Source organism: Anditalea andensis (genome assembly GCF_000714815.1).
Lineage (GTDB): Bacteria > Bacteroidota > Bacteroidia > Cytophagales > Cyclobacteriaceae > Anditalea > Anditalea andensis.
The window spans coordinates 37,573-60,330 of the sequence record NZ_JMIH01000039.1 but is presented as its reverse complement, the minus strand read 5'-3'; the positions used below and the strand labels follow the sequence as shown (position 1 = coordinate 60,330).

General features: G+C 37.1%; 21 protein-coding genes and 1 riboswitch. Of the genes, 11 read left to right on the top strand and 10 right to left on the bottom strand.

What is annotated here, in order from left to right; all coding sequences use genetic code 11:
- Positions 1–7: 7 nt before the first annotated feature.
- Both EL17_RS21515 and EL17_RS21510 read right to left on the bottom strand, forming a co-directional pair.
- Complete coding sequence (locus tag EL17_RS21515) at positions 8–601, bottom strand: gluconate 2-dehydrogenase subunit 3 family protein (RefSeq protein ID WP_035079427.1); 594 nt, start codon at positions 599–601, stop codon at positions 8–10.
- Between the two features lie 10 nt (positions 602–611).
- Positions 612–2,318: a GMC oxidoreductase gene (locus EL17_RS21510; RefSeq protein ID WP_035079424.1), complete on the bottom strand. Its 1,707-nt coding sequence runs from the start codon at positions 2,316–2,318 to the stop codon at positions 612–614.
- A gap of 816 nt (positions 2,319–3,134) precedes the next feature.
- Between EL17_RS21510 and EL17_RS21505 the strand changes: the two genes are divergently transcribed.
- The 3 genes from EL17_RS21505 to EL17_RS21495 all read left to right on the top strand — a co-directional run bounded on the left by EL17_RS21505 (position 3,135) and on the right by EL17_RS21495 (position 6,782).
- Positions 3,135–4,784: a L,D-transpeptidase family protein gene (locus tag EL17_RS21505; protein ID WP_164675212.1), complete on the top strand. Its 1,650-nt coding sequence runs from the start codon at positions 3,135–3,137 to the stop codon at positions 4,782–4,784.
- Positions 4,785–4,893: 109 nt separating this feature from the next.
- A complete protein-coding gene (locus EL17_RS21500) occupies positions 4,894–5,775 on the top strand; it encodes a hypothetical protein (RefSeq protein WP_035079422.1) in 882 nt (293 codons plus the stop codon).
- A 2-nt stretch (positions 5,776–5,777) separates the two neighbouring features.
- Positions 5,778–6,782, top strand: a complete 1,005-nt coding sequence (locus tag EL17_RS21495; protein ID WP_035079419.1) for a S41 family peptidase — start codon at positions 5,778–5,780, stop codon at positions 6,780–6,782.
- Between the two features lie 135 nt (positions 6,783–6,917).
- Here the strand turns inward: EL17_RS21495 and EL17_RS21490 are convergent, their stop codons facing one another.
- Genes EL17_RS21490 through EL17_RS21480 form a run of 3 tightly spaced genes read right to left on the bottom strand, consistent with a single transcriptional unit; the run spans position 6,918 to position 8,420 of the window.
- Positions 6,918–7,607, bottom strand: coding sequence for a TonB-dependent receptor plug domain-containing protein (locus EL17_RS21490; RefSeq protein WP_051720315.1), 690 nt, complete (start codon positions 7,605–7,607; stop codon positions 6,918–6,920).
- An 11-nt stretch (positions 7,608–7,618) separates the two neighbouring features.
- Positions 7,619–7,945 (bottom strand): hypothetical protein, encoded by a 327-nt coding sequence (locus EL17_RS21485; protein ID WP_035079417.1) that lies wholly within the window; start codon positions 7,943–7,945, stop codon positions 7,619–7,621.
- Positions 7,932–8,420, bottom strand: coding sequence for an RNA polymerase sigma factor (locus EL17_RS21480; protein ID WP_035079415.1), 489 nt, complete (start codon positions 8,418–8,420; stop codon positions 7,932–7,934). Before EL17_RS21480 ends, EL17_RS21485 begins: the two co-directional genes overlap by 14 nt.
- A gap of 179 nt (positions 8,421–8,599) precedes the next feature.
- On the opposite strand from EL17_RS21480, the gene EL17_RS21475 reads away from it, so the two are divergent.
- The 4 genes from EL17_RS21475 (at position 8,600) to EL17_RS21460 (ending at position 12,778) form a co-directional block, all read left to right on the top strand.
- Entirely contained in the window at positions 8,600–9,967 is a 1,368-nt protein-coding gene (locus EL17_RS21475; RefSeq protein WP_035079413.1) for a Gfo/Idh/MocA family protein, read from the top strand.
- Positions 9,968–10,438: 471 nt separating this feature from the next.
- Entirely contained in the window at positions 10,439–11,146 is a 708-nt protein-coding gene (locus EL17_RS21470) for a TVP38/TMEM64 family protein (RefSeq protein WP_035079411.1), read from the top strand.
- A gap of 344 nt (positions 11,147–11,490) precedes the next feature.
- The gene (locus tag EL17_RS22915) at positions 11,491–12,132 is read left to right on the top strand and encodes a fasciclin domain-containing protein (RefSeq protein WP_051720312.1); all 642 of its coding nucleotides are present in this window, start codon (positions 11,491–11,493) and stop codon (positions 12,130–12,132) included.
- 226 nt (positions 12,133–12,358) lie between these two features.
- Positions 12,359–12,778, top strand: a complete 420-nt coding sequence (locus EL17_RS21460) for a DUF805 domain-containing protein (RefSeq protein WP_051720310.1) — start codon at positions 12,359–12,361, stop codon at positions 12,776–12,778.
- A 61-nt stretch (positions 12,779–12,839) separates the two neighbouring features.
- Here EL17_RS21460 and EL17_RS21455 read toward each other — a convergent pair whose 3' ends face one another.
- Entirely contained in the window at positions 12,840–13,466 is a 627-nt protein-coding gene (locus EL17_RS21455) for a hypothetical protein (protein WP_164675211.1), read from the bottom strand.
- A gap of 313 nt (positions 13,467–13,779) precedes the next feature.
- Between EL17_RS21455 and EL17_RS21450 the strand changes: the two genes are divergently transcribed.
- On the top strand, positions 13,780–14,658 hold the full coding sequence (locus tag EL17_RS21450; protein ID WP_051720308.1) for an alpha/beta hydrolase: 879 nt from the start codon (positions 13,780–13,782) through the stop codon (positions 14,656–14,658).
- Positions 14,659–14,766: 108 nt separating this feature from the next.
- Here the strand turns inward: EL17_RS21450 and EL17_RS22910 are convergent, their stop codons facing one another.
- The 4 genes from EL17_RS22910 to thiC all read right to left on the bottom strand — a co-directional run bounded on the left by EL17_RS22910 (position 14,767) and on the right by thiC (position 19,098).
- Positions 14,767–15,663, bottom strand: coding sequence for a DUF2382 domain-containing protein (locus EL17_RS22910; RefSeq protein WP_051720307.1), 897 nt, complete (start codon positions 15,661–15,663; stop codon positions 14,767–14,769).
- A gap of 88 nt (positions 15,664–15,751) precedes the next feature.
- Positions 15,752–16,003, bottom strand: coding sequence for a hypothetical protein (locus tag EL17_RS21440; RefSeq protein WP_035079396.1), 252 nt, complete (start codon positions 16,001–16,003; stop codon positions 15,752–15,754).
- Positions 16,004–16,288: 285 nt separating this feature from the next.
- On the bottom strand, positions 16,289–16,699 hold the full coding sequence (locus tag EL17_RS21435; protein WP_051720334.1) for a YsnF/AvaK domain-containing protein: 411 nt from the start codon (positions 16,697–16,699) through the stop codon (positions 16,289–16,291).
- Between the two features lie 539 nt (positions 16,700–17,238).
- The gene (thiC, locus tag EL17_RS21430; protein WP_035079393.1) at positions 17,239–19,098 is read right to left on the bottom strand and encodes a phosphomethylpyrimidine synthase ThiC; all 1,860 of its coding nucleotides are present in this window, start codon (positions 19,096–19,098) and stop codon (positions 17,239–17,241) included.
- Between the two features lie 285 nt (positions 19,099–19,383).
- Positions 19,384–19,474: riboswitch (TPP riboswitch) on the bottom strand.
- Positions 19,475–19,823: 349 nt separating this feature from the next.
- Between thiC and EL17_RS21425 the strand changes: the two genes are divergently transcribed.
- The 3 genes from EL17_RS21425 to EL17_RS21415 are packed head-to-tail and all read left to right on the top strand — an operon-like array spanning position 19,824 to position 22,678.
- Positions 19,824–21,251 (top strand): sensor histidine kinase, encoded by a 1,428-nt coding sequence (locus EL17_RS21425; RefSeq protein WP_035079390.1) that lies wholly within the window; start codon positions 19,824–19,826, stop codon positions 21,249–21,251.
- Positions 21,248–21,622: a response regulator gene (locus EL17_RS21420; protein ID WP_035079387.1), complete on the top strand. Its 375-nt coding sequence runs from the start codon at positions 21,248–21,250 to the stop codon at positions 21,620–21,622. Before EL17_RS21425 ends, EL17_RS21420 begins: the two co-directional genes overlap by 4 nt.
- 15 nt (positions 21,623–21,637) lie before the next feature.
- Positions 21,638–22,678, top strand: coding sequence for an adenylate/guanylate cyclase domain-containing response regulator (locus EL17_RS21415; protein ID WP_035079587.1), 1,041 nt, complete (start codon positions 21,638–21,640; stop codon positions 22,676–22,678).
- Positions 22,679–22,758 lie beyond the last annotated feature (80 nt).

The following is a 22,758-nucleotide window of genomic DNA, read 5'->3' as shown; positions in this document are numbered from 1 at the left end:
TCGGTAATCATTCCGACCAGTTACTTCCTACCTCACTATAAGGTAGGCATCCGATATAAGGCCCCGGTATGGGATTATATTTAAGGACTTCTTTACTGATCCTTTCAGACTGGAAATAACCGATAAGGGCTAATTCTTTGGTCATTCTGTAAAATGGAAAGTCTGCAGCATCTTTCACAGATAAATTCCACAGTGATCCGGGCAGTGGGTCTGACTTTTCTTCAACTGCCGATATTATGGCATCCTGTTCCACATGGCTAAGTTTTATAAATTGCTGTCCATATTGTGCTTTGGCATATTGGTTAAAAATATCAATACCAGTTGAAAAACTTTCTTGTACATCCACTGGGAATACCTGGCAAAGAATTTTATCTATAAATCGGTCTACACCAACTTCTATTCCTCCGGGAGTATCTGTGGAAGGAAGGATCCTATCTATCAGGGCTGAAAGAGTTTTGGCTTGTCCCTCGCTGATTACTTGTGGTGTCCACGAAAGTTTACTACCGGGTTCGCATGACTGGATTAAGGTGGCTATGGTACTGCCCGTCAAAGCATAACCCAATATCATGGCAGTTCCTTTCAATGCTTCTCTTCTGTTCATATTTAATAGGCTATAAATTGGTACGGTTAAGTTCTTTGATGGCATGATCCACCGCTCTAGCAGTAAGTGCCAGATAAGTAATAGAGGGGTTTTGAGACCCTGAAGATGTCATACAGGCGCCATCTGTCACATAGACATTAGGCACATTATGTACTTGGTTGTTTTTGTTCAGAACGGAGCTTTTAGGATTTTTTCCCATCCTCGCCATGCCCATCTCATGGACTCCTATTCCTATGGAGCCTATGTTATCCCATGTATGGACATTTTTCAATCCTGCAGCTTCCAACATTTCAGCAGCATCAGATTTGATATATTCCCTCATGGCCATTTCATTTTCTCTATAGCGTGCGTCAAAGACCATTTTGGGCAATCCCCACTGATCCTTTTGGTTTTGATCGAGGTACATATGGTTGTCATGATACGGTAGGACTTCCCCAAATCCTGTGATACTAAAGCTCCAAGGCCCAGCCTGCACCAAATTGTCTTTGAAATTGGCCCCAAATGCTTTATCATTTGCACCGCGGGCCCAATTTGTCCGGCTCGCACCACCCTGATAACCGTATCCACGTAAAAACGCAGCTGTTTTGGTCTGTTCATTGATATTTCTAAAACGGGGAATATAGATACCATTTGGTCTGCGACCTTGGTAATATACTTCTTCAAATCCATCAAAAGTCCCTGAAGCCCCCAGTCTATAGTGATGGTCCATGATATTATGACCCAATTCGCCACTGTCATTACCTATACCATTAGGAAATCTATCTGATGTAGAATTGAGCATAATCGCGGCAGTACCGGGAGCAGAAGCATTAAGGAAAATTATCCTAGCATAATATTCGATCATTTCTTTTGACTCGCGGTCTACTATTCTTACGCCTCTGGCCTTGCCGGATTGCTCGTCATAGATTACCGAATGCACCATACTATTGGGTCGGAGCGTCATATTCCCTGTTTTGGCTGCATCAGGAAGGGCTACAGCATTACTACTGTAATATGCCCCATACGGACAGCCCCTAGAGCAGCGGTTTCTGGACTGGCATGCTCCTCGTCCATTGTGTTCTTTTGTCAAATTTGCCACACGGCCTATGGTCATATGCCTGAAACGAAATTTACTTTCTATTTCTTTTTTAATGTGCTTTTCGAGGCAATTCATATCCATGGGAGGTAGAAAATTACCATCTGGAACATGTGTTAGGCCCATTTTTTCGCCAGACACCCCTACATATCCCTCTACATAATCATACCATGGAGCTAGATCTTTATATCTTATGGGCCAGTCCACACCATGGCCGTCCTTTGCATTGGCTTCAAAATCAAGATCGGACCAGCGATAGCACTGGCGTCCCCAAAGTAAAGAACGGCCACCGACTACATCAGCACGAATCCAGTCAAAACCCTGCTTTTCCTCATATGGATCTGCCTTATCATTATGGTAAAAATGCTTGTTTTCTTCGCCTACAAAACCACTTCTGGCCTGCACAAAAAAATCTTCCCTGTCTTTATAGGTCAATCTGTTAAAATTTTCAAACTCCCAGGGATCCTTATTCATGGATACATAATCCTCTAAATGTGTGACCAGATGTCCTCTTTCAAGCACCAGTGTTTTTAATCCTTTTTCACAAAGTTCTTTGGCTGCAAAACCGCCGCTAATGCCGGAGCCGACTACAATGGCATCATAAGTATGCTCAGCCACTGCTTTAATATTAAGGTTACTCATGGGAAATTTATAGGTTTACTGATAAATAGGGTTTTAAGGTAGGGATAAATTTATTAATTACAAATGGACATTTGTGATAGGCAGAGGTATTCATATCACATACTATTAAATTTAAGAAAAATTAGGGAAAAAGAACCGCAGTACTTAGAATATCAATCCAGATTTTGCTTATCCTCATCATTTATTTGCTTTATAGGCTGTTGCAACCAATTAAATACTGGATGTTATACATGGTAACTATTACGAATGATGAGCCAGAATAAAAACACCCTTAAATGGATGACTCTATTATTTATAATCTGGAGACTAATTTCTTTATACTTAAATTTATGCTTATAAACTTGCTGATATGTCTCTATCATAACCTTGGATTACCCGTTTCATTATACGTTTGTTATTGATCAAATAATAAGTAAGACAACAGTTAATTCCATACTATTTTCTTATAGATGATGCTTCAGGCAAACCTGGAAAAGGCAATTCACATAATTATATATATTTAAAAAAAACCATTTTTTACAACTTTCGGATTAATGTGCTTTACGCTAATATCTTCAGGAAGTATGATTTTAACAGCATTTATTTCTTCCAAAGCAGTCATCCATCAATCGACACTGATGATCGAAAAATTAAGGAAAGCTTTTTTTCATTTTATCTTTGAATAAAGGTATTAATAAGGGTGAAAACCAATACTTATAAAAATTAATGTTATAGTTTAATAATGTGGATTTATTGTAAATTTTTTAAATTTCTCTGAATGGTAAACCAGTATTTATTACTAGTTTGGGGTTTATTATGTTTACGCTAAACTTAAATATGAAATTTTACGGTTTTGCTTTATATTATCTATTATTAGTACTATTTCTCTGCGTGGGCTGTGGTCGTAACAGTGAATTTTCCGATAGATTTAAGCAGCGATTAAAAGCTGATACCGGTATTCCAGGGAAATTTCATGGTGATCTTATTTATAATCTTGAAAGCATTGCTGCCCTGTACGAAGAAGAAGACCAGATCGTCCTGCCCAAGTGGGGCAATATAGATAAAGTTAACGAAATGCTTTACGTCATCCGTAATATATCCCAGGATGGGCTGCATCCACAAGATTACCATCTTATGGCTATTGAAGCTTTGGTCGAAAAAGTATTTTATGAAAAAGGACTGAAAATAGATGATAAGGTAAATCTGGAACTTCTGCTTACCGATGCCTATCTAATGATTTCTACCCATCTATCTGCCGGGAAAACCGATCAAGAAACCGTAGATCCAAGATGGATGGCTGCAAAAAGGACTGCAAGGCATGACCTTGCCAGGTTTACCGACAGCACCATCGTTTATGATCGGGTTATTGAAAGCATAGAGAGCCTAACCCCTTCACATAGGGAATACAGTAATCTGAAAAAAGGTCTTGCCATCTATAGAGACCTGGAAGCTAATGGAGGGTGGGAACCTATAGTGATCACTGGTATCAAACTAGAGAAGGGAATATCCCATCCTGATGTGGCTAAATTAAAAAAAAGGCTGTCAGCAGGGCAGAGTACGGATTCATTATTTTTTGATGATAAGCTATATGCCAGTGTTTTATCATTCCAAAAGATACACGGGCTTACTGCTGATGGTATAGTGGGAAAGGAGACAGTAGAAGCTTTAAATATTTCTGTATATGACCGCATAGCTGCCATTGAAGCTAACCTTGAACGATGGAGATGGTTAAGTGATGAATTGGGAGAGAAATATATAAAAGTTAATATTGCTAATTTTGAGATGCAGGTGGTAGAAAATGATCAGCCCGTGTTTACCTGTGAGGCGATAGTGGGACGGCCATATAGACAAACACCTGTTTTCAGTTCAGTCATGAACCACCTGGTGCTGGCACCAACTTGGACAGTACCACCCACCATACTTTGGCAGGATATTATCCCTGCGGTAAAGAAAAATCCTGAATACTTCTCTCAGAAAAATATGCAACTTATCCGAAATGATGGAACCGTAGTAAATCCAGTGACTGTAGACTGGAAGAATGTCAACCGTTCAAATTTTCCATACATGGTCCGGCAGGCTCCCGGAAAGGACAATGCTTTGGGATCAGTAAAATTTATGTTCCCAAACCAACATAGCATTTACATTCACGATACCCCGGCACGCAACCTCTTTGCACAAGTGGACAGGTCATTCAGTTCAGGATGTATACGCATCAGCAGGCCTATGGAGCTAGTCGAATATTTACTTAGTGACAAAAAGGATTGGACAACTGACAAAATTAAACGTACTATTGCCCTAGGAAAAGAGCAAACCATATTCCTTACCAGCCCTCTTCCTGTTCACCTACTTTATATGACTACTTGGGCCGAGGATGATGGCACAGTTCATTTTAGAAAGGATATATATAATCGGGACCAGTCTCTTTTGAATGCTCTGAGGCAGCATCCACCTAAAGAGACCGAATTTATAGGAAGTAGGGGTAAATGATTTTATAAATATATAATCTAATTACATTACTTGAATAAACTTTATATATTTACAATTTATTCTATGATACAAAATATAATGAATAATTATTTGGTTATAATGCTATTTTATGAATAAGTTTATTTTTTTCTTGATGATCGTTAGTATTCCATTGTTCACGTACGCTTCAAATTTATCCGATCCCGATAGTTTAAAAGACAACAGATTTCTGCAGCGCTCTATAGGCATTGTAATTCCAGTATATAGAGACTTTGCTACTTCTCCGCTTTTTTATTCAGGTGCTGGTTTTCATATCGGATATGGTTGGCTGAGGCAAAACAGGAAAAAGGACTTTCTAATCGAAATAGACCTTAATGGCAGTATAGTTATAGCCAATGCTCCTAGAAGCGATTTTTTTCAAAGCATCACTCCAGCTTTTTTTATAAACCTGGGCAGTTATGCGCATTATTTACATCGGATAGAAAGATTGTCCAATGATAAAAACTCCATCAAATTGGGAGCTGCCTTGAACCTTACTCAAAATATCCGTATCAATCCAGAATTGCAGAATGCCGCCATGGGCCTTGAAAATCTGGCCAATCTCATGGTAGCGGGAAGGCTCAACAGGGACATATCTCGTTTGGTACCTATCCCTTTTAAATTTTTATTTGTGCAGACCACTTTACAGCCTGTCCGCAGGTATGTCGATATCCAGGCCAACATAGGCCTACTGAACCTCAATCGCAGGCCCGGCTATGCTTATGTATATCACAATGAATGGGATGGGACGGATACTGACCCGGCTTCCTGGGTACTGGATGCCTATAAATGGTCTCTGAACGGTTGGCGATTGGGCACAAGGCTGGAGTATAGCTGGTTTAAACCATCCGGTAACGGACGTAAAATAAGTTATCTCTGGGATGCCGCTCATGCTCCCGGTAGACACGAAGCCTTTCAAATGGCTTCCCATACGCTGCAGTATACCCTTATCATCAACAATAACAAGAAATAGTCATGAACAGAATATGGACCATATTTTTCTTGTCCTTTATGCTCAGCGCTTGCGAAAATATATTTTTTGAAAGCGATTATGCCAGTAGCGATCCCTTTGTAAACTTTGACTATCTCTGGAATGAAATAGACAGAAAGTACAGTTATTTTGAATTGAAAGAAGTCGATTGGGATGAAATCCGGATACGTTATCGTGCTCAGTTATCACCTGATATGACTGAAGAAGCACTATTTGATGTGATGGCTGCTATGATGAATGAACTTAGGGATGATCATTCGAACTTGATTTCCCCGTTTAATATTTCTAGATATAACCTTCCGTTAAAGGAAAGAAAGCAATTTTTTTCAAGAACAGTGGAAGAATTTTATATTCCCAATGCACATATAACCGGTCCATTTTACCATGATTTCATCGCTGGTGGTACCGTGGGATACATCAGATATAGTAGTTTTTTAAACAATCTAGATCCAAGGTCCCTTGATCATGTTTTAACCAGATACCGTGATACCCAAGGACTCATATTGGACCTGAGGGAAAATGGGGGAGGGGCCATTTCTAATATCCCTATCATGCTGGAAAGATTCACTTTTAGGAGAATACATGCTGCCAGTGCCATTACTCGTAATGGACCTTTACGAAGTGATTTTGGACCCCCGGAGCCTTTTTTTATTGGAGCCCATCGTGGAATTCAATATTTTAAACCGGTGATGGTGCTCATTGACCGTGGGTCATATTCTGCTACAACTTTTTTTGCTTTGCTGACTAAATATATTTCCACCTTAACCCTAGTTGGGGATTATACAGGAGGAGGAGGCGGATTGCCAAATGGAGGTCAGTTACCAAATGGCTGGACATACAGGTTTAGCGTATCCCAAATTCTCGATCTTGGAGGAAACAATTATGCTGAACAGGGAGTCCCCCCGGATATTTTCGCAGAATTTGATTGGTCGGATCTTAGCAAGGATGAAATCATAATCCGGGCTTTGGAGGAGCTAGGCGTCCTGTGAGGTAAGTATTGCTTATAACAAATTTAATCCATCAAAGGAAGATTTGATTTTCGGTGTAAGTTAAATTGTAAGAAATTAAGGAAAGGGAGTTACAGGGGAGGCTAATGTAAAAGTATCTTTCCGAGTAAGAGAAATTTATTTGCTGTTTTTCAAATCATATTGAGCTCCATCTTTAAGCGTGATGATAATGACGCCGTTTTTACCTTCATTACCCATTCTTTCGACGGCAGTATCCCCTTTAAGTACTTCTATGGCTTTGATGTCATCGGGCGATATAGTGCTGACGTCCTTTATTTTGATAAGGCCACTTTTGGAGGATATATAAAAGGAAGGTTGATCAACCGAGTTGCCATTATGAATAGTCATAGCTACTCCATTGCCAGCAGTACCATTAGACCTAGATACTGAAGCTACTCCATTTAATGGTCGTGATGCTGCTTTCAGTTTTTTCAATGCGTCCTGTTGTGAAGCATTGAGGACATTTTTTATGGCAATCAGCGTGGCGAGCTGTTTTTGTTTGAGGGAATTTTCCAAGGCCAAAACCTTATCCATTTGAATTTGAACTTCTCCCTGGTGAAGGTTTCGCTCATTCAGCATTTCTTTTAACTTTGAAGTTGCACGCTCCAAATCTTTTTTTAGTAGATTAAAATCTTTGGCATTCTGATACTGGTATTTTTTGATCCGTTCACGCTGCTGATCACTCAGTTTGATCTTATCCTGGTGCATCATCACCAGATCAGCGGAATAGAGTGACTCCTGAAACAGGTCCTGCGCATGACCCTGCCCAAAAGTCAATAGTAGACATATAATTATCAACTTTTTCATATCATAATTTTTTAAAATTCAGTCAGCAATGATGTACTGGGAGCTTCCCAGATATCTAAGGATGAGGCAGTCTGGATACCAATATACATCTCCTCGCCAGGCTGCTTATCCAAACTGATAATGACCACATCATGATCCAGATCGTAAACGGGTTCTTCTTCGTATCTTGACCATATAACCAATAATAGTGTGGCAGCTATGCCAATAGGTATCAACTTCCAATTACTGGCTTTTTTATGCGGAAGGAATGCAGGTATGGTCAATCCTTTGTCCTTTTCCTTCATCTCGGCAAAAAAGCCATCCAGTATCTCCATATCTCTATCCTCAGGCATTTTCATGTCTATTATTTTTTATGATTAGTTCCCGTAAGTTTTTTTTGCCCCTATCATAGTGGGTCCGAACAGATCCAATACTGATGCCCATCACAACTGCTGCTTTTTCCAGCGTTAAACTGTGGTAAAAAACCAATAGCAGTACCTCTTGCTGTCTTTTTGGCAAAAGCATGATCATAGCCTCATGGAACCCCTGCTGCTCTTCCTCTGCGGTTTGGGCGTATTCTATTAGATCATCCAGGCCAATGGTCACTTGCTCTTTTCTTTTGAATTCAGCAGCAGTAAATTTGATCACGGAGAAGAGCCAGGTTTTCAAACTTGACTTTTCATGATAAACTGCCTTTCCTTCAAGTATTTTTAAATATACCAGCTGCAAAACATCCTTTGCCATATCTTCATCAAACGAACAACATTGCCGGGCCCAGATATAGGCACTGCTATGGTGTTCTTTTAAGATATGTTGCAGCGTACTATTTTTCATTGTTCAACTATTAGTGCTTAAACCCGGAAAGTATATGACAGGAAAACAAAAATTATTATTTTTCATTAAAAAAATCTTTTAGGTTTTATGTACAGGTTAAAGTGGATTTGTTTGAGAGAAAACTTATATTGATTTGAATATAGTAAAAATATTTTATCATCTAACCACCCATTTTGTGTATGGATCATTATAAAATAAACAGACGCCACTTTATTAAGGGATCTACAGCGTTCTTTGCACTTACGGCCATAGGAGCTGAGGCTATACAGTTTTCATCAGATGATAAAATCTATAAAGTGGCATTGATAGGTGCTGGGTGGTATGGTAAAAGTGATCTTTTCAGGTTGATACAGGTGGCGCAAGTAGAAGTAGTCGCCCTCTGCGATCCAGATAAACACATGTTGACAGAAGCAGGAAAGCTTGTAAGTGAAAGACAAAAAACCGGAAAGGTACCCAAACTATATAATGATCATAGTATTATGTTAGTTGAAAACCAGCTGGATATAGTCCTTATCGCAAGTCCGGACCATTGGCATGCCTTACAAACCATAGATGCTTTGAGAGCAGGTGCGCACGTTTATGTGCAGAAACCTCTCAGTGTGGATGTAATAGAAGGTGAAGCTATGGTGGCAGCTGCCCGTAAATATAATAAAGTAGTTCAGGTGGGTACGCAAAGGAAAAGTACTCCTCATCTTATAGAGGCCAAAAAACGATTTGTAGACACAGGAAAGCTTGGAAAAATCTCTCATGTGGACATGTGTTGCTATTATCATATGAGGGAGAATGGTAATCCTCCTGTCGAGCCTGTACCAGATTTTTTTGATTATGAGCAGTGGACTGGGCCAGCACCGCTTCTTCCTTATACAGGCCTGCCACATAGAGGTGGGTGGCGGACAATGATGGAATATGGCAATGGTATTACCGGAGATATGGCTGTTCACATGCTGGACACTGTACGATGGATGCTCGACCTTGGGTGGCCTAAGCGCATACATGCTTCAGGGGGAATATATGTACAGAAAGGAGGGAAGTCTACCATAGCCGATACCCAATCAGCTGTCTTTGAATTTGATGAACTTAACTGTTCATGGCAGCATAGAACCTGGGGATCCCCTTCAGATCCAACTTACCCTTGGTCCTTTATCCTATATGGTGAAAAAGGCACGCTTAAGGGTAGTACTTTCCAATACGATTTCATACCAGTGGATGGTGGGGCGTCTGAACACGGGGAGGCAATTTATGAAAAGGAAAGATACCCTGAAGACCTAAAGGAAAAAGATATAGAACTGCACGCCGCTCCTGCCACCAGAAAACATCTCCAAAATTTTATACATGCTATAGAGCATAATGTTAAACCTATCGCTGACATTCAGGAAGGGCATATATCATCTGCCAGCTGTATTTTGGCCAATTTGTCTATGATTTTGGGTAGAGCCCTGGTTTACGATCCTATATCAAGGAGCATACCTGGTGATGAAGAAGCTACCCAATTACTCTCAAGATCATATAGAGAAGCTTGGGTCCATCCCGATCCCGATAATATCTGATAAGATCCAATTTATCTAATTTTCAACCATGTAAAAGGTAACATCAGCAATTTCCCTATTAATGTAAATGATAGATTGACTGCCAACCCCAAGAATCTAATAGGAAGAAGTAACAGCCATAAAATGGGATATAATATCATATATATTATAGCTATTGGCCAGCATAAAACCAGTAGTATCAACCATAGAAGGAAATGCGTCATATTTATTCTTTTAAATCAATGACCCCAATCTGTATTCCAAAGTTATGATATCTATTGTAAGTCGATTAAAGGTTATAAATGGAATTTTGTAGTTCTATTTTGAACAATTGATTGTTACATAACCGTACATTACGAAGCAGTAATTTATAGAATTTGATTTATTGTGTCCATAGTGAATAATCAGGATGCTAGCTTGAGCAGCAGTTATGGATTAACATTTGCTTTAAACAATTTTAAATTAAATAGGAGTCAATAGTCGCTGGACATCATGAATACTAAAGAAGCAAAAGGAGAATCAAAAAATAAAAAAAGTAAACTTCCCCTGTATGTATCTTTGGCCCTCATTGGGATAGCAATCGCAACTTATTTTTTAATACCGGAAGTCCAGCAGTTTTTTCAAAACGCATGGGAAGTTCTGACCAGTGGTGATGAGAATAGGACTAAGGAGTGGGTAAGCCAGTTTGGATGGATTGGACCTGTAATCCTGATAGTAAGTATGGTGGCGCAGATAGTCGTATTGGTCATCCCATCTTTTGCATTGATGGTAGTCTCTATACTGGCTTATGGTCCTATATGGGGAAGCTTGATTGTACTTGCTGCCATCTACTCAGCAGCCACGGTGGCATACTTTATAGGCCGGATTTATGGAGCAAGTTTGGTAAAAAGATTTATTGGAGAAAAATCCGAAAAAAAAGCAGTAGGTTTTTTAGAAGATTATGGCTTTTGGGCCGTGATAATCACAAGAATAAACCCCTTATTGTCAAATGATGCCATCAGTCTAATAGCAGGAATACTTAAAATGAACTATTGGAAATTTGTTGGTGCAACCTTGGTAGGGATAGCTCCTTTAACCGTTTTTATAGCTGTATTGGGGGAAACCACTGATGGCCTTAAAACTGGTTTTATATGGGTATCTGTGGTGAGTTTATTTTTGTTTATAGCATATATCTGGTGGGATAAAAAAAGAAAATCTTAGGATATGTAACTCATTCCATCAAAAAGCATCATCATTTAAACTTATATTCCATATTCATTTATGGATATGTTTATTTCTCATAAATTACTTTTTACATAGAAAGGTATATGAATAAACATTACCTACATCCCTTCAGTCATATACTTTTAAATCCATAAAATACACCTAAATTATTCTGCTAGTATTAAAGTGTAGTGACTTTTCAATTATTGTTAGGCTTGTGCTGGCCAGTCATGTGTTTTTGTTAATTATTGATTATCTAATAAGTCAGTGGCATAGAATTTGTACTTTAATGTGAAAATTATAATAAAAAATAAAGTTTTAAACCAAAATATAATTTTAATATGAAAATAATTGATAATAGTTTCAGACATTTGACAGCATTGATAGCTTTGATGGTACTTGGCATATCGGTATCTATGGCTCAACAGCAACAAATTTCCGATGAGCTGTTGATGGACAACAGGGAAAGAGATGATTTGAATTATGAAGAAATGTTTAATGGGGATACAGAAGGCCAAGACATTTTTTCATTGATAAGGGATGATGAGAATTTTTCTAAATTTATGGAATTGGTTGACCAGTCGGGATTGGCACCTTCTATGAGGGCTGCCGATGAGTTTACAGTCTTTATACCTACAAACGATGCTTTTAAGGAACTTACAGTAAGGCAATATGAAGCATTGACCAAACCTGAAAACAAAGATATGCTCACTAGGGTAATCAAGGCGCATATTTTTCCTGCTAAAGTAGGCATGAATGATTTTACCGGTAGACAGACCATGGAAACTTCAGATGGTGTAGAAATTCCCATAGAAACTGAAGGAGCAGTAGCGACCGCAGGAGGAGTAAACAGAATGGTAGTAGGTGGTGCTCGTATAATGAAATCAGATGTACAGGCATCAAACGGTGTGATCCACGTAGTCGATCGAGTGATCATTCCAGGACAGGTGACTCCCACTACTGGATTTGGCGCAGTTAGATAATTTGTATTAAAAGAGGCCTTTAGCGCCTAAGCTTGAACAAGTAAATCAATGTTTACCAGAAAAAAAAGATCAAGTTGGGAAGTATCCTTCTTGATCTTTTTTATGTCATTTATTGATTATATTGTATATAAATGCGTTTTTCCACCATCTATTAAGCAGTATTGTAATATTTTTTTTTTATTTTTGATAAAATTATTTAATCATATAAGATCATTATAGGCTTTGTATGCATGTGGCATCATGTATTTTAGAGTTCTATAGGCAGGAAGGGATGCAGATTATAAAAGAGTATTTTTTTACTAAAGGAAGAATAAGGAGATCGGATTATATTTTTGTTTTCTTATCGGTACTTTTAGTGGTTTTAGCCAATTTTCTATTAATCTATTCTAAAATAAAAAAAAATAATTTTGATCTGGAATATGGAGAAATCATATTACTAATATTAGGTCTTCTGTCAATATGGGTAATCATAGTGGCTGGGGCAAAAAGGTGCCATGATATAAATAAACCAGGATATTATCAACTTATTCCATTTTATGTAATTTGGTTAATGGTAGCGGAAGGGGAAAACCATATCAATATTTACGGTTTGGCTCCAAAAATTAGGCTGAGTCAAAAAGATTTCAATAGTCAAACCACGTCCTAATATATATGAATAGAATAAAAATAAGTTCCTAATGTATACCCGATTTTAGTTTAATAATGTATTACTTTATCATCTGGGTAAGTTTATTGAACTTTTCCATCATCATTGTATGATGATTCTCTTGAACGGCATCATAAAAGAGTTTATCTAATATAGTTTCCATAGCTTTCGGATGCATTTTAAATTTAAAATATGCAATATTTTTTTCGTTATAAATCAGTGTGTCTGCCATCAATTTTTCAATATCTAGGCTGTCATTTAATAAGGGGATGCTATATATGACCTTAAAATCGGTATTGTTTATATTCAAAAAATTGATCAGAGATATAAAATTCTGCACTTCTGTAAAGTTTTGTAATCTCGCTAATAGTAAAAATTGGCTGGTTTCATGTATTGTCATTTTTATAGAAGTAGGTATGTTAAAGGTTATACGATCATTTCTATTGTATGCTTCATAGATTGAATTTTTTTCTTTTTGATTAGGGAGATGATTGCTTAAATCTTTAATGGCAGTGAAAACATGACCGATACCTTTTTTTTCAAAAAACTTCATAGCATTAATTCCGTCTTCCCCCATACCTATGATATGAATAGACTTTTGCAGCAGGATTTTATGTAAATGCTGCTTTGGTAAGAAAGCCAAGCCCGATATACCTACATAGTTTTTAAAATCTGCATTTTTTTCCATAAATCCTGAATTTTGATTAGATGATAGGATGTGTGATGTCAACTTAAGTGTAATAAATGTAAAGAATGAATTGATACCTAAAGTTTTTGGGTCAATAATTGTCATTAAAAATAGCGTTTGGCTGAGCATTGATAAATCAGCTGTTCAATTTATTTAGGGTACATCACTTGATTTAAGGATAGGTTAACAGCAAACAATTAAAATTGTTTGTTATAATTTACACCATATATCTCTACCTGTAATAAAATAAATAATTCTTACTATGTGGATTGAAAGAAAAGGGCTAATTTTAAGTTAACTCTATACCATTTTTATGTCATATAATGTTTTCATATATACTGTGGTGCTGTATTCTATAGTGACATGGTCTGCTTACTGCCAAACTAGTGAAAGGATTGTTTATTCAGTCACCGATGATGAAGAGCTTTATATAGATATTTATCCTACAAAAGGGAAAGGTACATCCATTTTATTTGTCCATGGAGGTGGTTTTGAGGGAGGAAATCCTGATGGCGAAAGACAGTTTGCAGAAGAAATGCAGCAAAGGGGCTATCAGGTATTTGTTATGTCATATAGACTCTTGATGAAGGGGAGGGGATTTGGCTGTGATATTCCCACTTTGGATAAATTGAATGCCATACGAGCAGGCGTAGAGGATGCAGCAAAAGCTACTACTTTTCTGATTCAACATCATAAAAAATATAAAATTGATTTGGACAATTTTTACTTATCAGGTAGCAGTGCAGGTGCTGAAGTCATTCTCCAATTATTGTATAATCCTTTTTCTAATATAGCCTCGGATACATACGGCTTTAAAGAAAATTTTAAATTTAAGGGAGCTATTTCATTTGCTGGGGCCATATTGGATTTAAGATTGATAAACGATATAGATTGGGTTCCTTTATTATTATTTCATGGATCAGAAGATATCCTGGTTCCTTACGGTACGGCCCCGCACCGTTTTTGTCAAACTTCTGATCCCGGATGGCTTATGTTTTTTGGATCTCATGCGATTTTTAATAAAGCTAAAGAACTGAATGTACCCGTGGAATTTCATTCTTATAGGGGTAGGGGCCATGAAGTGGCAGGTTTTATGATTAAAGAAGCTGACCTTATAGACAAATTTATCAAAAATAATAAAACCGTAACTATTATGCCGCCCTCGATTATAGAGCATGATGACCTTAACTGATTTGATTTATATTTCCCATTAAAAAAGCCTGCTATATAGTTTAATAGCAGGCTTTTTAGTGCTTTCTTTTGAAAAATGTAAGGCATTGAATTTATTGAGTGCTACTTATCATTTTCTATTTGGGTCTTCAATATCACCTAAATTTTCATTACTTGTCGGTGAATTTGGATTGTGATCATCAATATCTATCTTTGTTTTACGTATTGAGTCATAAATGGTATGTTCATCATTTGAGGTTGTCTTCTTTATTTCTATTTCTTCTACTACCCGGGCTTCTTTATTCACCACAGGTATTTCTTTAGTTTCCTTTATTTCCATTTCACCTTCCTCGAATGTCTGGAGATCTTGGTCTGTAGCTGCTCTGTCCACAGGTTTTCTGTTTACTTCGACATGCTCCTCTTTTAAATAGATTTTTTCCTCAATATCATTTTCTACAATAGTTTTGTAAATATACGTTCGTCCAGTTTCTTCTTCCTTTTTTTCGATATCAAGTTTTTCTTCAAGGATGGGAATTGATGCTGACATGGTACCCGCCTGTCTATTTTTATAAAATCTATTTTCATCAAAATCTTCGTGCTCATAAAATGAGTCATCATGATGCTCTTTTGTAGATGTCGGTGAGGGTGATGTAAGGTGCTGGCGGATTTCCTTTTCGGTTGAAGGGTTTATTTCTTGGTGTTTTTCATAAGAAGGCAGAGTGCCAACACGGTTAGGTACAAGCTCAGGCAGTATTACATCATCATCTTTTTCATGGAGAGTTGCTTTGCCGATAGGTATTAATACCTTTTTAGGGGTAAAATCAAATTCGTTGCCATCTAAATCGAGCACCATATACCTAACTTTTTTAGAAGCAGGATGGAATAAAAGTTCATTTACATTTCCATATTTTCGGCCTAGATCATCCTTCACTGTCCAGTTTATTATATTAGGATAGTTATCTGCAACTTTATAGTTACTCCCTCCCAGTTCCACTAATTTGTTATTATCATTACTATTTGAGGCCATTTGGTTTAGTTTTTAAGGGTTCATTAATTGATTGTTTTTTTAAAATGGTAGTTAGTCATTATACCTGTATGGATATTCTTATTAATCTTTATGATATCAACAATCTACTTTCAGATACTCTTCCTAAGATATAGCCTTCAGAATTTGGAATAAATTCCGACGTAGGTTGACGCCTCACCGTGTCTTCTTGATCCATCTGTCTGTTTCTACTATCGTCGGTCCCGGTATTTTGATTGTCTCCACCTAATAAGAAGAACAATATGGCCACTACTATAAGTCCTACTACGATCCATATCCACCAAGGAAATGAATTTTTTTTTTCAATTTTAATTTCTCCCATTTGATTTTTATAGGTTATAAGTTAATAGATAAGGTTTTAAGTATTGATATTTAAATTATTGTTTTTAAGTTGAAAATAGTATGTGATTGTATCAGATGATTAGGTTATTAATTATGAATGGAGTTATATTTCATAAATAATTAATCAGCCCTTATGCATCTATATATATATATATAGTATAAAACACCTCTTTTATTATATGATTTAGCTTTTGAATCTGGATTTATTGGATGAACCCTGATCCGTGAGTGCATATTTTAAGACAGATTTTAAGAATTTTTTTTCTTATTCAATATTTGAATGTTTTATTTCTATGGATTCTTTTCTCAATGTATCTTCTATAGATATTGAAGTTTCTTTTTTTTCTTTGGTGATATGAATCTCTTCCACCAACATCATTTTTTTCTCAATTACCAATACTTCTTTTATTACTGATATGATAGTAGAATCTCCTTCTTGCCGTACTGGGGGAGGGGCCGTATCTACATAGGCGTTAAATTCTTTTCTCTGAATAGTGATATTATCTTCAGTAACTGAAAGATTTTCCTTTACTGCCTCTTCCGCTACCGATTTAATGAACTTATAACTGCCTGTTATGATTTTATTTTTATTTAGATGAAGTTTTTCTTCGATTATAGGAATATTGTTTATATGAGGGGATTTTAAACTTTCATCTTTATTTATTTTATCCTTCATAAGATTCATTAGATTAGAATATAAAACGAAGCAATCTATGTACCTAAAATGCAAGCTCTCTATTAATGTTAGCATCTAACTCATAGATGCTGTAGAATAATTTAATTATAATTAGGTGTTGCTAAATGGGTACATTTTGACCGTCTCAACTTCCAAATGATAGTCATTATGATTAATTCGTAATCTTGCCAATTCTTAAGGGTCAAAAAATATATGATTTTAGAGATTTCGAAACGTAATGATTAAAAAATTTAGAACAAAGTCTTATAGAAGTAAAATAAATATTAAAAAAAAAACTTCCATTTTTTTTTAATGATGTGTATTTAATCGAAGATGAATATTACTATGCATTAATATTTAATATAATTTTCTGTTATACTATTGATTAAACTCTGGAGACCATTTATTCCCCTTCGATAAAATTTAAAATGTATCATACATTATAAATAATCTTTTACATTGATATGGATTTATAAAATCTCCAGAGTTTATAATGTGTAAAATTTATGCTATTTTTTATTTATATCCCGATAGATGTTCTATAAGTATATCTGATTACCAGTATCTGAAAATTCTTTTGATTTCTTTTCCATACCCAATTGCAAAGCTTCTTCTTCTTTTATTCCTTCTTTTTCTGCAAAATCACGGACATCCTGCGTTATTTTCATAGAACAGAAGTTTGGGCCGCACATAGAGCAGAAATGGGCTATTTTTGCTCCTTCTGCTGGCAAGGTTTCATCATGAAATTCTCTAGCGGTATCCGGATCGAGGGATAGATTAAACTGGTCTTGCCACCTAAATTCAAACCGGGCTTTACTTAATGCATTATCCCTGTTTTGTGCCCCTGGGTGTCCTTTTGCAAGGTCTGCTGCATGAGCAGCTATTTTGTAGGTGATGACACCGTCTTTCACATCTTTTTTATTTGGTAGCCCAAGGTGTTCCTTAGGCGTTACATAGCAGAGCATTGCACAGCCAAACCAACCGATCATAGCAGCTCCTATACCGGAAGTAATATGATCATATCCCGGTGCTATATCCGTAGTCAATGGTCCCAGTGTATAAAATGGGGCTTCATCACATACAGCTAATTGTTTGTCCATATTCTCTTTGATCAGATGCATCGGCACATGACCAGGACCCTCTATCATCACTTGTACATCATGTTTCCATGCAATTTTAGTAAGCTCACCCAGCGTCTCAAGTTCTGCAAACTGGGCTGCATCATTTGCATCGGCTATTGACCCAGGCCTAAGTCCGTCTCCCAGGGAAAAAGATACATCATAGGCTTTCATTATATCACATATTTCTTCAAAATGTGTATAAAGAAAATTTTCTTTGTGGTGTGCCAGACACCATTTAGCCATAATAGACCCTCCTCTAGATACTATACCGGTGATCCTTTTGGCTGTCAATGGGATGTACCTAAGTAAGACTCCTGCATGAATCGTGAAATAATCCACACCCTGTTCCGCTTGTTCGATCAGCGTATCTTTGAATATTTCCCAAGATAGGTCTTCGGCTTTACCATTCACCTTTTCCAATGCCTGGTAGATGGGGACAGTCCCTATGGGTACAGGTGAGTTTCTTATGATCCATTCTCGTGTTTCATGGATGTTTTTACCGGTAGATAGGTCCATAACCGTATCAGCCCCCCACCGGCAGGCCCAAACTGCCTTTTCCACTTCTTCTTCTATACTGGAGGAAACAGCTGAATTTCCAATATTTGCATTGATTTTTACCAAAAAATTCCTACCAATGATCATAGGTTCAATTTCCGGATGGTTAATATTGGCCGGAATAATAGCCCTACCTGCTGCTACTTCTGATCTTACAAATTCGGGTGTAATAATGCCTTTGGGCGTATTGGCCCCAAAACTATTGCCCGGATGCGGTGATACCATCTCTTGGGTTTCTTCTATACGCTGATTTTCTCGAATAGCTATATACTCCATTTCAGGTGTAATGATGCCTTTACGTGCATAGTGTAGTTGCGTCACATTATTACCTGACGTAGCCTTCATTGGTTTTTTGATATGCCCAAACCTTAATGGTTTCAATGACTCATTTGCTGCACGCAACTTACCATATGTAGAACTTACTTCGTCCAAAAAGGTGACATCACCTCTGCCCATAATCCAATTTTCTCTGAGTCGTGGTAGACCTTTTCTTAGATCTATGGTAAAACTCGGATCAGTGTAGGGTCCACTCGAATCGTATACAGTGACCGCTGGGTTCTTCTCAGATGCTTTGTCAGTAAAGCGGTGTACAGTGTCTTCCTGATATATAGCTCTCATGGCTACATGGATATCATGAATTTTTCCAGGAACATATACTTTTTTTGAATTGGGGAATGGGTCCCTGGTGATAGATCCATGATCAGGGATTTTGTCTGATTTCATAAGGCATAAATTTTATTTATTAAAAATAGAATGAAGACATCAGCAGTTTAAGTATGGGCTAAAAGATCTGAACACCTCTATATAGAACTTAATGCTGTTTATTTCTTGGATTGAAACAAATCTTTTAACCCATGATTGTTTCCAGTCACAGCAATGAATTGCCTCCAAGGAGCGTGATGTAAGGAAGGAAGGATTGGTTATCCTTTTTGAAATATAATTGCGTATGATTTCCATTTACCCACATTTACAAGTGAACTAAATAGAAGGGGAGATAAGATACATAATATGTACCTTTGTGCTTTTCCCTTCGTCAGTATTAACAGCATCAGGTTCAGAGGGTATGATCTCAGCCGTTACGGCACCCCTAAAGTCTACCTGTAAATTTAGAAATATTTCAGATAGCTACAAGATGATGCCCATATATTTTATCAGAAATTATATTGGAAGTGGTGGGTTCCTCTTATATTTCTGGATTGTATTACGGATATCACTTATAAATATTTTGTGAAATATAATTCATCAGAAGGGTGAGATTTGGTAAATTTCACATAAGTTAAGAGTGAAAATGCTATAAGATTCAATCAGCATAACATGGGTTATAATTCATAAAAAAGTACTTACAAACATTTTAATTTTATAAGTAGGGTTGCTTATTCTATTTAATTCTTGCAAATTTATCGTTATAAAAATGAAATTTTGCTTATACTTTACTATTACTTATTAGGATGAATGTAGAAATAATAGTAGCCATCATACTGATATCTTATCTTAGGGTTTCTACACTAACTTACGACGTTCCAGAAAGATGGAAAAAACCGCTAAAATGGGGTTTTTTTTCAGCCCTTACTATTGCCGTACTGGACATATCCACTTTACTCAACTCTGAAATATCCAAAGTACTATCTTTATTCTTAGTAGGCGGTGTCATCTATGTCATTCTCCGATATGAAGAACTCCATAAAGGAAAACAGTTAGTATATGCCTGGCTTCCCTTATTACTATTATCTTTACTTTTTGAGATGATAGAATATTTGTTTCCTGCTTTTTTTAATAGATGGGATGATTATTTTACTTCTATAATCTTTTTTGCAGTCGTTTGGGGGATCGCTATTTGGATCATAAATAACAAACAGCGCAAAACGCTGGAGAAGGAAAAAATAAAAGCCCTGGCTCGTGAACAGGAATTCAAAGCAACAGAGGAGATGAAAATCATCTTGGAACAACAGGTAGCAGAACGAACCTCAGCGCTTACAGCCCAGAAAGAAGAGCTTGAAAAAGCATTAAGTGATCTAAATGCCACTCAGGCACAGCTGATCCATGCAGAAAAAATGGCCTCTCTGGGTGAACTCACAGCAGGCATAGCCCATGAGATCCAAAATCCGCTTAATTTTGTCAATAATTTCTCAGAGGTAAGCAGTGAGCTCCTGGATGAGATGTGTGATGAAATCCAAAAAGGAGATATGGATGAAGTCTTAGCGTTGGTTGAAGATATAAAATTGAACATGCAAAAGATCTCCCATCACGGCAAAAGGGCAGATGCAATAGTTAAAGGAATGTTAATGCACAGCAGAAATAATCCGGAGCAAAAATCTTTGACAGATATCAATGCATTAGCGGAAGAATACCTACGGTTATCCTATCATGGGTTACGAGCCAAAGACAAATCATTTAATGCTACTTTTCGTATCCATTTAGATCCCCATCTTCCCCAAATTGAGGTAGTTCCACAGGATATGGGCAGGGTTTTTCTTAACCTAATCAATAATGCTTTTTATGCAGTAAATGAAAGGGCCAAAAAATCGAAAGAAGAAGGTATTGATGGGTATTCCCCTACCGTAAATTTATCTACAGCTTTATATTCGGATAATGGCAAAGGATATTTAGTAATCACCATAGGTGATAATGGTCTCGGAATTCCAGAATCAATAAAATCCAAAATTTTCCAGCCTTTCTTTACCACCAAACCTACCGGTGAAGGTACTGGCCTTGGGCTTTCTTTGAGCTATGATATTATAAAGGCTCATGGTGGCGGCCTCGAAGTAATTTCTGATCATGGGCTCAATCCCTTTGCCCCTGAAGCCCATTCGGAAGGGGATAAGCAGGGGACTGTTTTTACCATAACGCTGCCTTACGAAAACACAACTAAATTATGAAAGTATTGATAGTAGATGATGAGAGAGATGTAGAGATGCTCTTCAGGCAAAAGTTCAGAAAGGAAATTAAAAAGGGTAGTTTGGAGCTTGTCTTTGCATTTTCAGGAGCGGAGGCATTGACCATCCTTGGAGATACCAATCCCCCGAGTGTGATGTATATGTTCTCTGATATCAATATGCCGGGCATGAGTGGCTTGGAACTTTTGTCAAAAGTAAAAGATAGGTTTCCAAAACTAAAAGTCAGTATGATATCTGCCTATGGGGACAAAGAAAACCATGATAAGGCTATGAACTCAGGGGCGACGGGCTTTTTCACTAAACCCATCGATTTTGACACACTGAAAAGAGAGATTGGGATATTACTGAATTAGAAGAAATTGATGAATATGGCGAAGATACTAGTGGTAGATGACGAGGAGGATTTGGAAATACTAATCAAACAAAAATTTAGACAGAAGATCCGCCAAAGTGAATATGAATTTGTTTTTGCGATAAATGGCAGGCATGCTCTGGAACAGCTGAAAACACACAAGGATGTGGACATAGTCCTTAGTGACATCAATATGCCAGAAATGGATGGCCTCACCTTATTGTCCAAACTCAACGAACAGAATTCTCTGCTCAAGTCGGTCATTGTTTCAGCGTATGGCGATATGGATAACATCCGCTTGGCCATGAATAGGGGAGCGTTTGATTTTGTTACCAAACCTGTAAATTTTGCAGATTTAGAATTGACCATTGACAGGACTTTAAAACATGTCCTGATGATAAGGGAGACACTTAAAGCAGTTAAGGAAAATAATATACTCAGGATGTATGTAGATGAAACGGTGCTAAATTTCATGGGAGGGCAGGAAATTGAGAAGGCTATGTTTCTCAATGAAAATGTGGAAGGTACTGTAGCATTTATTGATATCTGCAGTTTTACTTCGATAAGTGAACACGAAACTCCTGATAAAGTAGTGGAGCTATTAAACTGTTACTTTGATATCATGGTACAGGAAATTATAAAAGAAGGTGGAACTGTAGATAAGTTTATTGGAGATGCTATAATGGCAGTTTTTACAGGTAATTATCATTTGGATCGGGCACTTGATAGCTGCCTTTCTATCAGAAAAACTTTGGCAGGCCTGCCGGATTTTAATGGAAAAAGCACATTTAAACCCCATGTTTCCATCGGTATAAATTCAGGAGAAATGGTATCCGGCAATATAGGATCTACTACTTTAAAAAGGTTTGATTTTACAGTGATAGGGGATGTAGTGAATGTGGCAGCCAGGTTACAGGCATCTGCAGACAAAAACCAGATTCTGATTACAGATACCAATTATCAAAAAGTAAAAGAGTCTTTCCATTGTAAAGCATCCAGTGTATTGAAATTAAAAAATAAAAAAGAGCCAGTTAAAACTTATGAGGTGTTAGAATAGCGATTCCATGCTATTTCAATCCGTCTATACAATATTTTACCTATCATTATCTCAGCAGAGGAATGAATATAAATTATACC

Bases quoted from the DNA above. Each gene is read 5' to 3' on its own strand.
- EL17_RS21455 (WP_164675211.1), bottom strand. From the start codon at position 13,466: ATGGAAAAAAATGCAGATTTTAAAAACTATGTAGGTATATCGGGCTTG.
- EL17_RS22910 (WP_051720307.1), bottom strand. From the start codon at position 15,663: ATGGCCTCAAATAGTAATGATAATAACAAATTAGTGGAACTGGGAGGG.
- EL17_RS21425 (WP_035079390.1), top strand. From the start codon at position 19,824: ATGAATGTAGAAATAATAGTAGCCATCATACTGATATCTTATCTTAGG.
- EL17_RS21440 (WP_035079396.1), bottom strand. From the start codon at position 16,003: ATGGGAGAAATTAAAATTGAAAAAAAAAATTCATTTCCTTGGTGGATA.
- EL17_RS22915 (WP_051720312.1), top strand. From the start codon at position 11,491: ATGAAAATAATTGATAATAGTTTCAGACATTTGACAGCATTGATAGCT.
- EL17_RS21505 (WP_164675212.1), top strand. From the start codon at position 3,135: ATGAAATTTTACGGTTTTGCTTTATATTATCTATTATTAGTACTATTT.
- EL17_RS21450 (WP_051720308.1), top strand. From the start codon at position 13,780: ATGTCATATAATGTTTTCATATATACTGTGGTGCTGTATTCTATAGTG.
- EL17_RS21510 (WP_035079424.1), bottom strand. From the start codon at position 2,318: ATGAGTAACCTTAATATTAAAGCAGTGGCTGAGCATACTTATGATGCC.
- EL17_RS21495 (WP_035079419.1), top strand. From the start codon at position 5,778: ATGAACAGAATATGGACCATATTTTTCTTGTCCTTTATGCTCAGCGCT.
- EL17_RS21490 (WP_051720315.1), bottom strand. From the start codon at position 7,607: ATGAAAAAGTTGATAATTATATGTCTACTATTGACTTTTGGGCAGGGT.
- EL17_RS21500 (WP_035079422.1), top strand. From the start codon at position 4,894: ATGAATAAGTTTATTTTTTTCTTGATGATCGTTAGTATTCCATTGTTC.
- EL17_RS21475 (WP_035079413.1), top strand. From the start codon at position 8,600: ATGGATCATTATAAAATAAACAGACGCCACTTTATTAAGGGATCTACA.
- EL17_RS21480 (WP_035079415.1), bottom strand. From the start codon at position 8,420: ATGAAAAATAGTACGCTGCAACATATCTTAAAAGAACACCATAGCAGT.
- EL17_RS21470 (WP_035079411.1), top strand. From the start codon at position 10,439: ATGAATACTAAAGAAGCAAAAGGAGAATCAAAAAATAAAAAAAGTAAA.
- EL17_RS21515 (WP_035079427.1), bottom strand. From the start codon at position 601: ATGAACAGAAGAGAAGCATTGAAAGGAACTGCCATGATATTGGGTTAT.
- EL17_RS21435 (WP_051720334.1), bottom strand. From the start codon at position 16,699: ATGAAGGATAAAATAAATAAAGATGAAAGTTTAAAATCCCCTCATATA.
- EL17_RS21485 (WP_035079417.1), bottom strand. From the start codon at position 7,945: ATGAAAATGCCTGAGGATAGAGATATGGAGATACTGGATGGCTTTTTT.
- EL17_RS21460 (WP_051720310.1), top strand. From the start codon at position 12,359: ATGCATGTGGCATCATGTATTTTAGAGTTCTATAGGCAGGAAGGGATG.
- EL17_RS21420 (WP_035079387.1), top strand. From the start codon at position 21,248: ATGAAAGTATTGATAGTAGATGATGAGAGAGATGTAGAGATGCTCTTC.
- EL17_RS21415 (WP_035079587.1), top strand. From the start codon at position 21,638: ATGGCGAAGATACTAGTGGTAGATGACGAGGAGGATTTGGAAATACTA.
- thiC (WP_035079393.1), bottom strand. From the start codon at position 19,098: ATGAAATCAGACAAAATCCCTGATCATGGATCTATCACCAGGGACCCA.